Here is a 10,489-nt window from a genome sequence, read left to right as displayed (position 1 = left end):
TTAGTCGCGGTAAATACGCCTGGAACATCAAAGCGTCCTGCATCAGAGTTGCTTGTGTGCCAATCACTCACGGTTAAATCCGTCAATGTGCGAGATGAACCATCAGAGTAGTGACCAACCGCTTCAAAGGGCTGCTTGTTACCTACCGCAAGCGTCACTCCCCCAACACCTCGAGTTGTTATCAGTGAAGCGGTGATATCTATACGTTCTAATTTTACTGTTGATTCAGAGAAGGCACCTTCTGAATTACAACCGGTTAATAGCATTAATAGTGGAAAAATTACTATTGCAAATAGTGATTTAAAATATTTATTCATAGTAATACAACCTATTTTTGATACTGGAAGCTAGGAATGGTGATTTCAACTCGGCGATTTTTAGCTCGTCCTTCTGCAGTATTGTTATCAGCAACAGGTTGAGACCCACCTTCACCTCTCCACTCAAGTTGCGTCGGTGTGGCACCCAATTCAATCAGTTTATTGACGACCGCTTGAGCACGATGCTCAGAAAGGTGTTGGTTATAGAGTGCTGAGCCTGTTGAGTCAGTGTGTCCAACAACTTTGGCATGAGCTTGTGGGTAAGAATTTAATACTGAAGAGGTCTCTGTTAATTGGTCAATAAACTCTTGGCTAAGTTCGACTGAATCAAAACCAAACAATCCATCTGTAGTTTTTGGTGAAAATTCCTGTATTTGAGGAGGTACTTTTACAGTGGCTGTCTCTTTAACGGGAGTATCTTCGATAATAGACGTTGGCGCTGCTTCGACTAACGCTGGTTGTGTTGTACTGCCAAACGTATAGGTTAGACTGACCAACAATCCATGGCTATCATACTTACCCGTATTTGACTTACCAATACTGTCAATGTATTGGTAGCCCGTTGATAATCGGACGTTAGGGTTAAAGTGATAGTTAATCCCTACCTCACCGAGAGGAGAAAAACCTGTCGCATCGCTCTTACTTGAAGACAGTTGCGTTTTTTCCATGTCCCAATAAGCAGCACCAAGCCGACCGTATAAACTTAGGTTATCTCGTAGGTACCAATCGTAACGAAGAGCACTTTCAATCAACCAAGTTTTAACATTAACTGATGTAGTGTCCGCCTTTAGTTCATCGTGATATTGATAGCCTAAATCCCAACTCCAAGAGGGCGTAAACTGTAACCCGCCATAGAGACCTAAAATTGTGCCCTCTGGATTTGAATGATTGTAATTGTCGTCTAGAGCCCATTGGTACCCACCCTTTACGCCAACAAAAATCTGAGGGGATTCCGTCGCAGCCAGTACTGGAGTACTGAACAAACTAATAAGTAATATTGTTTTTTCCATAATTTTCAGATAGATAGATAGATAGATAGATAGATAGATAGATAGATAGATAGATAGATAGATAGATAGATAGATAGATAGTATCATTTTAAGCAAATTTAAGCAAATATTACTTGTATATTTGCTTAAATCAACAGGTCGGCTTTGTTTATACTTTATTGCCTACAAAGAACCACTCTCATCTTATCCAAAATCCAAAAAATGAAAACCAAATAGCCAGTCTCAGAGAGATAAATATCGATAGAAGGTAGCGCAAAAAATCGAAATAGACTCACAAAATAGAGTCCACAGATAATAACTGGTTTTGATGCATTTGCTTTGCTATCAGAACACTAGAATTATTCAAGTTCACTTTCCGAACTCGATCTCGTGCAACATTGAGCCATGCGCTTGTCTACCTTGCATTAATCGGCGCTGAAAGTTATGAGGTTGCAATTTTCATTATTATCAACAATTTAGGACCTTGTGGTATATCATCGCTACCAGTTAACCATATACACTATGGGGCTTATTATACCCATATCGCAGTATAAGCGAACGTCCTACTTGCGAGCTACGCTAGGTGTTTGATTTTATATGAGGGCGTTAAACCGCTTCACAAATCCTTTGAGCGTGAATTGCATCATTTTTGTTCGGCCTGATAATCGATAAGGAGAGACAGACGTTGGTGCAATAAGTCGAACTTCATATCCTACTTTTTCAAGGTTCGAACCCAAAAATAAGCGCTGCTACAACTTCCAATTAAACACGGTGGTTTGTATGCTAAGGTTTCCAATAGTTTAGCGCGACTTATTTTGGGTTTACAAAGGACAATATTACCTTTGTGAATAGCTTCATTGAGTGCAACCCCATTTTTTACCAGGCCTATACCTAATACAGTTACAGCCATGTTGGTCTCTCCGTATGAAATGGTTAAATTACTGCCACAGAACGCTCACTTGCCAACTTTTTAGCTACTCGAATTACTGTACGAGCCGATACATTGGTGAGTTTGGCGGTATCACTAATACTCAGCTTGTTGATAACTCGTAGCTGATAGATTTTTTCGTGTAGATCTGAGTCTGCTTGCCGTCCTCTGTATTTACCTTCCTCTTTGGCTTTCTTTATTCCTTCAGCCTGACGGCGGCGGCGATCTTGGTAATCTTTTCTTGCGATAGCAGCTAGCATATCCATCATCATGCTATTTATCGCTTTAATCATCGATCCAGTAAATTCATCGGTGATTTGAGGACAGAAGGCAATATGACTGGTTGGCAAATCCAGGCTAATCACTTTGAGTTCTTTCTTGTGCAGCATTTCTTTCAATGTGAACCAGCTTTCTTCATCAAGACGAGAAAGACGATCAATTTGCTCTATGATGATTGCATCACCAATTGCAGCATCATCAAGTAATCGGAGTAATTCAGGTCTTTGTAATGAAGCTCCCGATTCATTCTCAATATACCATCCAGCTATACGAAAACCTTTTTCCTGTACAAACTTCTGTAAGGTGCTCTGTGCTCGTTTTGCATTTTGGTCGCTTGTTGATGCTCTAAGATAGCCAAAGATGTACATAATCTGTCCTAGGTGACATTTAAGTTATGATCTAATATGGTGTGCCATATAGGTTATGACAAATATATAAAAACTGCCACTTTTATTCTATGACTATAGGGTATACTTAAATTTCACATAAAACATCGATTGTACAATCTTACCTCTAGTATGATGACCTTTCACTTGGGCTGATAAAGAAAAAGGAGAACGATGCAAACTGTTAAGCCAAGCCGAATTCAAATTCTGACAGATCAAGAGATCCATGAGCTGTATTCACGTCCTGTCTTTAATCAAAGTGAGCGGGAAGAGTACTTTTCGGTAGATCCCCGTATAGAGAAGGTGCTATCAACCTTGGGTAAAGTTGAAACTCGAATCTATTTACTACTTCTTATTGGGTACTTCCGAGCTAAGCCAGTCGTACCGAAGTTCAGATTGCGAGATGTCAAACAAGATGTCGATTATCTTTATGCAACTTACTTTCCAAACAGAAAGCCCAAATACCCACTTATTGCCAAAAGTACTCGAGCAACATTGATATTGAAGATGTACGAAATCCTTGGTTTTACTCGACTCTCTAAGGTGGATGAGAAATCGTTGTTAGAACGCCTACAAGATGTGGCAACGATCTGTACTTATCCCAAGTATATTTTTGATGAATGCTTAGCCTTCTTTGGCCAAAAACGCATTGCCTTAGCTGGTTATTCAACATTACAAACCATGATCACGTCCGTCCTAGCCAGTGAGAGGCAGAGGACAGAGTCTATTCTCTCAAGTTCCATGTCAGATACCACTCGTATGCAACTTAAAAAAATACTGCATACCAAAGGGCGCTTGAATCAACTTTCAGCGCAGAAAGGCTCAGCGAAAGACTTCACCCCATCGGAACTTATGCGTGAAATTGAAACACACAGTACAATAAAAAGTGTGTATCAAGAGATAAAGGGGCTCATCAATGAACTCGGGCTATCGCAAGGGAACTTAACGTACTACGCGTCCATTATTCGGCACCAATCCCTGTATAAGATCCGTCGTTTTCCTGAATGGCAAGGGATGCTATATATCGTGTGTTACTTGTTTTTCCGTTATCAAGAAACGAATGATAAGTTAGTCACCGCGTTTCAGTATGTGACCAGAAAACAAAGGGAATCCGCCTCTGCCGCCGCTAAACAACGGATTGCAGATGAGCTTGAAGTGGTTAGAGACAAGTTGACCCACGCCGGTCACCTCCTTGGACTCTTTGTCGATGACTCCGTCAGTGACCAGACTCAATTTGGTGATATTCGGCAAAATGCCTTTGAAAAGCTCTCCAAAGATGAAATCCAGCTCATTAGTCAGCACTTAAATAAGGAAAATTTTGATAAGCGACAATACGAATGGCAACACATTGACAGCCAATATAGAAAGATTTCAAACTCGATTAGGCCCCTTTTTCTAGCGATAGATATTGAATGTGAACCCGGTCAGACATTACTTTCTACGCAATTACAAATAGCAAAATCAGAGCTTCAAAAAGAAAAGCACCTTTGTACTGCCGACCAAAGGTTACTTCTTAAGCAGGACAAAGACTATATCGTTGATAAGGAAGGTGTTAACTATCGACGTTTTGAATATTACTTGTACCAGAAAGTCTCTCGAATGCTTGATAGCAACCATATATTTGTCAACGAAAGTGCGAAAAACAAACGTCTCGAAGATGATCTTATCCCTATAACTGAATGGAAAAAGAATGAAAATCTTGTTGCCAATACAGGGTTAGATAAGTTGATTGCTCCTATCGAGCAAACCCTTGCGACATTAACAAAATCCGTGCGTCACAAAATGGCTCAAGTCAGCCACAATATCAATGATGGAGCCAATGATTTTGTTATCCATCAACCTCGCACCAATCAGCTCACTTGGAAGTTGGCTAATAAGCGTTGGAAAGACGATCTTGATAACCCGATTTACAACCAACTTCAACATATGGGTATTATCGAAATCATGGATTACGTTAATCAGAGAACCGGTTACTTAGATGCCTTCAAAAGTATCGGAACTAAGAAGCTAGGAAGTAAGGCAAGAGAAGAAGACTTACTCGCTTGTATCTTTGGCAATGGCTCTAATTATGGATTGCATCATATGTCATCGATATCTGATCGAGCCATTGGTGTTCTGAGAGCCGTAAATGATGGATACATTCGGCCGGAGACGACAAGCGATGCCAATGATGTGATCTCGGATGCTCTGGCAAAACTTCCGATCTTTAAACATTACACGATCAACGAGTCCACCCCTTTTGGTAGTATTGATGGTCAAAAGCATGCCTGCCGCATCAATACATTCAAGGCTCGATTTTCAGCAAAATACTTTCGTAAAGGCAAAGGAGTATCAGCCCTTACGTTGGTGTCAAACCATGTCCCTGTCAACACCAAGATCATTTCAGCTAACGAGTATGAAGGACATCATGCTTTTGATTTGCTCTATAACAATAGCAGCGATATTCAGCCTAAAGCGTTAGCAACCGATACTCATGGGGTCAATAATGTCAACTTTGCGATCCTTGACTTATTTGGTTACCAATTCGCTCCACGATACGCCAAGTTTAAATATGTCTTCCATGATTTGTTCGAAATAGAGCATGGAGAGGCCGTATCATTAAAGCTGCGCCGACCGTTTAACACCTCACTAATCAAACGTGAGTGGGAAAATATTCAAAGGATCATTTGCTCATTAAGTCGTAAGACAACGACACAAAGTACAATCATTACCAAGCTGTCGAACGGCAAACAGAACAGTCGAACATTAGCCGCACTTAGAGAGTATGACCGAATCATTAAGTGCCACTATATACTCGATTATGTTGACGATAAGGTCCTGCGACAGTTTGTTCAGCAAGCTTTGAACCGTGGCGAAGCCTACCACCAACTACGTCGAGCTATTGCGTCAATCAATGGAAATCAATTCCGTGGAGGCAATGATTATCAGATAGATCAGTGGAATGATTGTGCGAGAATTATTGCTAACTGCATCATTTATTATAACTCAGCCTTGCTATCCAATCTGATTGAAAAGTTTGAGCAAGAAGGTAATCAGGAAGTGGTGAATCTGATAGCGGGTTTATCTCCAGTCGCATGGCGTCATATCCAACTTGCCGGTAATTACACCTTTGGTATTCAGAAAGACAATATCGTTCTAGAGAAACTGCTTGAGAACTTAGAACCTTGGAGAGAGGATAGCATGGTCGAACTGGTGGCTTAAGAAGGATATTAGAGAGTAAGCGATCCCTGCCAGCCCTTATAAATAAAGGGCTGTAGGCTCACATTGGACTTTTCGCTGAAATGGGCGCAAAACCCCTATTATGCTCAAAAAGTGGCTGAAATTGTTCTGTGCGGTAGTAACGCTTATCTTCATGCTTGAGGACCAGATTATCCGGCATTAACTCACGATAGAGAGTAAAGTCACGCGAACAAGACGCCAGTCCTGTTTTAAAGTGCTGGATCAGGTCTGTTCTTGCAATATCACCAAAGTACTGCAAGCAAAAGTCTATAAAAGCCAAGCGCTCTTTTTGCGCGTAGCTTAAATCCTCTAAAGCTTTATTTCTCTGAGATCCCATTCCATACCTTGATAATTGCAACTTAGTGGATATATTAAGGCATGCAACTGATAGGTACAATCATTTTGATAGGATGATTTTGATATTATCTGTATCAGTTCGAAAAACAGGCTGTACTGATATTTTCACAATACAAAAAGGCAAGTCATGAAAGTTTACCTAGATGACGAACGACCAACTCCGGATGGATGGCTCAGAGTTTACTGGCCTGAAGAAGCCATTACATTACTCAAGTAAGGGACGGTAACTGAAATCAGCCTTGATCATGATCTTGGTGATGATGAACACAGCACAGGCTATGATGTAGTTTTGTGGATTGAAGAGGCGGTTGCAACTCAAGGTTTTCAACCACCTAAATCTAGGTTCACAGTGCTAACTCATCTGCAAGGCAGAAAATGGAGTTCGGTATCGTGAATATCAAACGTTTAAGTATGTTAGCTTGAACTAATAGAAAAATGGCAAAACATACTCTATTTATCACACAAGTTGAATTACATATACAGCAGCGGTTGCAGCGAAAATAGCTGCTACCTTTAGCGAAAACAATATCAATTGCCTCTTGTATCCATAAGAAATCGCTTGCTCAAGTTCGTATAGTTCAATCTTTGTTCGCTTTTCTTGATACAAAAATATGCCATCAAGTATTCTTGAGGCCATTCCTAACTTCCACTGTTCATAAAGTTTCAGTCTTTCAGCAGAAGGGAAATCATCAATGTGGTTTCTGCTTCTGATTGAAGCCGCTATCTCGTCTACAGTTCGTCTCTTTTTCAGAAGCACCGGCATTACCCCAGTAAGTTAATTAATAATCCGCTGATTTTAAGGCGCGTATTTTAGAAATCAGTTCATTAGTAACGCCCTTTCCAGACTCTGAACGTAAGTAACGATCCGGATAATGTTGCAATAGCTCCTCAGAGCCGACATCACCACAGACGTACCATTGGGCGTTCAGACTGTGAGCATGGGCTAACATCTTACGGACTGAATTGTTGTCGTCCATATGCGTTCTGAAGGGCAATTCTGTCTCAGGGGCTAATTCATCGCCAGTAAACACACCATGTTCAATAAGGTATGAACGATTGTAAAAAGTCCCCAACGGGTAAAGTAGTAGCCCCGCTTCTAACGTTGCATCTCTTAGATTGCCGATAGCTTGAAAATCCGGTTCCACCATTTCTAAAAGGGTCTTTGTTCTAGTATTAAACCATTCTTTATACTTGGCATGTACACTTGCATTACGGTGAAAATATTCATCCGAATAGAACAAACTAAGCACGTCGAAATATAAAATCTTCATAAAGATCCTCTAATTCACATCAGGCATAGTTAAAATGGTGCTTCATGAAAAAGTCCACATGACATCCTCTTTCTAATGCTCTTTGCTCAATTTGCTTCCATAATACTGGTAAATAGGTTTTAAGCTCTTCCGCATCCGATTGGTGATATTCATCCTCACAATCTCCAGCAGCAGCTTTTAGCCACCCTGAAGGGGTCAAAATAGTGAGCCCCCGATGAAAATACTCAGGAATCGACTCCCGAATGAATTCTTCGCTACCGCTAGCAACATAAATTGTGACACCTTCACCCGTCGCGTAATAATAGCTAACACCGATATAGAACATATCAACTCCTTAAAAGTCTATTGCTTGATGAAACATCGTCTCTGATTATAAAAATGCTGAGACTACACGCTCACGAAATTGTCCTAACCAGATTTCATCATAAATGTCATCAAAGCCCCGACCTGAATTGGACTGTTTGGAGTGAGTTCCCCACTCTAACTGGCTGTAACTCTTGATAGTTTTTGTAGGTTCAGATTCAACTTCACCGCTTTGATTTGTTGCTTGTAGATGTGTGACATACTCATCTTTAACGATTTTGGCAAAGAGACATGTTTCAGGAATGTCATGCTCTATACGTTCCGCGTATTCAATTAAATTCTGCTCGGCAAACGTATAAAGCCAGGCTTGTTGATTTGGACTTTCGTTGACTCGTAATATCCGACCAAGTACTTGTCTAAAGTAAAGTTCTGTTTTTACAGCGCTGATATGACAACACACTTGTAATCGGGGAATATCGGTACCTTCGCTTATCATGCCGACACTCACAATCCATTGGGTCGTTCCTGTTTGATAGGCCTTAATTTCAGATTGTGGATCATCATGATGGTAGGTTACTAATGTGGCTGACTGGCCAAATTTTTCGGTCAATATTTTTTGTACTTGTTTTGCATGCTTCACCGATGACGAAACAACGAGACCACCGGCATTAAAAGACTCTTTCCGGATTTCACTAAGTTTCTGACATCCCAAGCCGAGGATATACTCCATTGCTTGAGTATTATGAATAACATCCTGATAAGACGTCTTTGATTGCTTAAGGAGTTCAAGAATAGAAGCAAATGATTTTTTCTCCGAACCTTCTGAAATCGTTAAATGTTCATTATCAACCAAAACTAATTTCGGCTTACGGCAAACTTTGTCAGCTATAGCTTCAGCTAATCCATACTGGTAATCACAAAAAAGCTTGCCTTCCGGATCACTATATTCAGCTAAAACAATCGGAAATTTATCTGAGCGCCAAGGAGTTCCTGAAAGAGCCAAAGTATAGGTGGCAACACCTTGTATACGCGCTAATATCTGTTGTCCCCAAATGTTGGCTCTGTCTGGCTCATCGCCAGAACAGTGATGTATTTCATCAAATACGACAAGCAGCCGATATTTTTCAATGGTCCGCCAAAAGTCGTCGCCTAAATACTGAATTGACTGATAAGTAAGCGACTGACCAATTGAGCCTAGACTGCCGTTAAATGGACAATTTATGGTTATCGAGAACGTAGCCCTCATGCCATCAGCTACAGCGACTGAAGGTGAAAAGCAAAGAATGAGATCGATCATGCCTTTATCGAGTAGTGTCTTAGCCAGTGTAGCTGACATGATGCTTTTACCGGCTCCAGGTGTTGCCTGACAGAAGAAATGGTTAGAACCGGATTCGTACTTTTCCAACGCCAGAGCAACACATTCTGCTTGCCATTTCCTTAACATACTATGCTCTCTCATGTGACAACGAATTCAACATATTCGTAATTGCATTAATATTGCCCATAAATAAAGCTGCTTTTTCGTTAGCAGCAACGTTCAGACGCTCAAGAAGCTGAAATTGCTCGGGATATTGTTCTTTTAACGCTTTGTACTTATCTATCTCACCCAAAGTAACTTCCAGCTCTCCCTTTAATCTATTGCGCTCAATCGTTAATTCTGAGTAATCGTTACTATCTTGATTTGTAACCGATACTCTTGGGCGACTCTTTCTTACACGTGATTTAGGTTTCCGAGGCTCAAAAGAGAGTGAGTTAAACTCGTCCGTTTTGAAGTATCGTTTTTCTCTACCAGAACCTTCACAGCGCAACCATCCACTTTCTATGCACTTTAATAGTTGTCGATAAACAATCTTTCGAAGTTCATTGATATCTTTAGGGCTTTCAGGGAACAAACGGGCAACATCCCGAGCATCAATAACGGTAAAGCCATCCATATTCTTTTCTATCAACAACTTATAAATATATACATTTATTTTTTGAGAACGTTTCACATACAACTCCAAAACACCAAAAACTTAGGATTGCTAAGTATACAAAAATAAGTAAAACTTAGACAATCTAAGTTATCGAAGGATTTAAGAGAAATGAATCGTCTGTGGAAGACAACCCGATACCTACACGGCTTAAACAAGCTCGTAAACATGCCAAAATTACCCAGAAAAACTTGGGGATAATGATCGGTATGGATGAAAGCTCTGCAAGTGGCCGAATGAACCATTACGAAAAAGGGCGACATACACCGGATATCAGCACATTAAAAAAAATGGCTGATGCTCTTGGCGTCCCGTTGAATTACTTTTTTTGTGAGGATGAGGCGTCTGCTGAGTTAGCGTGTTTGATTGCAAAGATGGATGCTAATGATAAGAAAAAATTAATAAAAAAATTGCAATCAGAGCAGGATGAAACTAAATAATTTTAGTTTCGTCCTTACCTATTCGCA

11 protein-coding genes and 2 pseudogenes are annotated in these 10,489 nt (G+C 40.5%); 3 read left to right on the top strand and 10 right to left on the bottom strand.

Annotated features, from left to right (window positions below; translation table 11 throughout):
- The 4 genes and pseudogenes from ACF8EG_RS14475 to ACF8EG_RS14460 form a co-directional block, all read right to left on the bottom strand.
- Window positions 1–317: pseudogene (locus ACF8EG_RS14475) on the bottom strand (hypothetical protein); the annotation flags it as partial.
- Window positions 318–328: 11 nt separating this feature from the next.
- A complete protein-coding gene (locus tag ACF8EG_RS14470; protein WP_323210836.1) occupies window positions 329–1,327 on the bottom strand; it encodes an outer membrane beta-barrel protein in 999 nt (332 codons plus the stop codon).
- A 691-nt stretch (window positions 1,328–2,018) separates the two neighbouring features.
- Window positions 2,019–2,216: a hypothetical protein gene (locus ACF8EG_RS14465; RefSeq protein ID WP_241906698.1), complete on the bottom strand. Its 198-nt coding sequence runs from the start codon at window positions 2,214–2,216 to the stop codon at window positions 2,019–2,021.
- Window positions 2,217–2,239: 23 nt separating this feature from the next.
- Window positions 2,240–2,881, bottom strand: coding sequence for a recombinase family protein (locus tag ACF8EG_RS14460; RefSeq protein ID WP_101904835.1), 642 nt, complete (start codon window positions 2,879–2,881; stop codon window positions 2,240–2,242).
- 192 nt (window positions 2,882–3,073) lie between these two features.
- On the opposite strand from ACF8EG_RS14460, the gene ACF8EG_RS14455 reads away from it, so the two are divergent.
- On the top strand, window positions 3,074–6,100 hold the full coding sequence (locus ACF8EG_RS14455; RefSeq protein WP_101904836.1) for a Tn3 family transposase: 3,027 nt from the start codon (window positions 3,074–3,076) through the stop codon (window positions 6,098–6,100).
- A gap of 58 nt (window positions 6,101–6,158) precedes the next feature.
- Here the strand turns inward: ACF8EG_RS14455 and ACF8EG_RS14450 are convergent, their stop codons facing one another.
- Entirely contained in the window at window positions 6,159–6,455 is a 297-nt protein-coding gene (locus ACF8EG_RS14450; RefSeq protein WP_323210840.1) for a hypothetical protein, read from the bottom strand.
- 147 nt (window positions 6,456–6,602) lie between these two features.
- On the opposite strand from ACF8EG_RS14450, the pseudogene ACF8EG_RS14445 reads away from it, so the two are divergent.
- A pseudogene (locus tag ACF8EG_RS14445) lies at window positions 6,603–6,869 on the top strand (cyclic-phosphate processing receiver domain-containing protein).
- A 63-nt stretch (window positions 6,870–6,932) separates the two neighbouring features.
- On the opposite strand, the gene ACF8EG_RS14440 reads toward ACF8EG_RS14445, so the two are convergent.
- Genes ACF8EG_RS14440 through ACF8EG_RS14420 form a run of 5 tightly spaced genes read right to left on the bottom strand, consistent with a single transcriptional unit; the run spans window position 6,933 to window position 10,040 of the window.
- Window positions 6,933–7,238 (bottom strand): hypothetical protein, encoded by a 306-nt coding sequence (locus tag ACF8EG_RS14440; protein WP_050923106.1) that lies wholly within the window; start codon window positions 7,236–7,238, stop codon window positions 6,933–6,935.
- Window positions 7,239–7,254: 16 nt separating this feature from the next.
- Complete coding sequence (locus tag ACF8EG_RS14435; protein ID WP_258517539.1) at window positions 7,255–7,746, bottom strand: hypothetical protein; 492 nt, start codon at window positions 7,744–7,746, stop codon at window positions 7,255–7,257.
- A gap of 19 nt (window positions 7,747–7,765) precedes the next feature.
- Window positions 7,766–8,071 (bottom strand): hypothetical protein, encoded by a 306-nt coding sequence (locus tag ACF8EG_RS14430; RefSeq protein WP_130243487.1) that lies wholly within the window; start codon window positions 8,069–8,071, stop codon window positions 7,766–7,768.
- A 45-nt stretch (window positions 8,072–8,116) separates the two neighbouring features.
- Window positions 8,117–9,493, bottom strand: coding sequence for a DEAD/DEAH box helicase (locus ACF8EG_RS14425; protein ID WP_258517538.1), 1,377 nt, complete (start codon window positions 9,491–9,493; stop codon window positions 8,117–8,119).
- Between the two features lies 1 nt (window position 9,494).
- Complete coding sequence (locus ACF8EG_RS14420) at window positions 9,495–10,040, bottom strand: hypothetical protein (RefSeq protein ID WP_258517537.1); 546 nt, start codon at window positions 10,038–10,040, stop codon at window positions 9,495–9,497.
- Between the two features lie 104 nt (window positions 10,041–10,144).
- On the opposite strand from ACF8EG_RS14420, the gene ACF8EG_RS14415 reads away from it, so the two are divergent.
- Window positions 10,145–10,462 carry a helix-turn-helix domain-containing protein gene (locus tag ACF8EG_RS14415; RefSeq protein ID WP_191686050.1) on the top strand — a complete coding sequence of 106 codons (318 nt, stop codon included), beginning with the start codon at window positions 10,145–10,147 and terminating at the stop codon, window positions 10,460–10,462.
- Window positions 10,463–10,489 lie beyond the last annotated feature (27 nt).

The organism is Vibrio sp. YQ_11, from assembly GCF_043103065.1.
Taxonomy (GTDB): domain Bacteria; phylum Pseudomonadota; class Gammaproteobacteria; order Enterobacterales; family Vibrionaceae; genus Vibrio; species Vibrio parahaemolyticus.
This window is presented reverse-complemented; position numbering and strand designations above follow the sequence as displayed.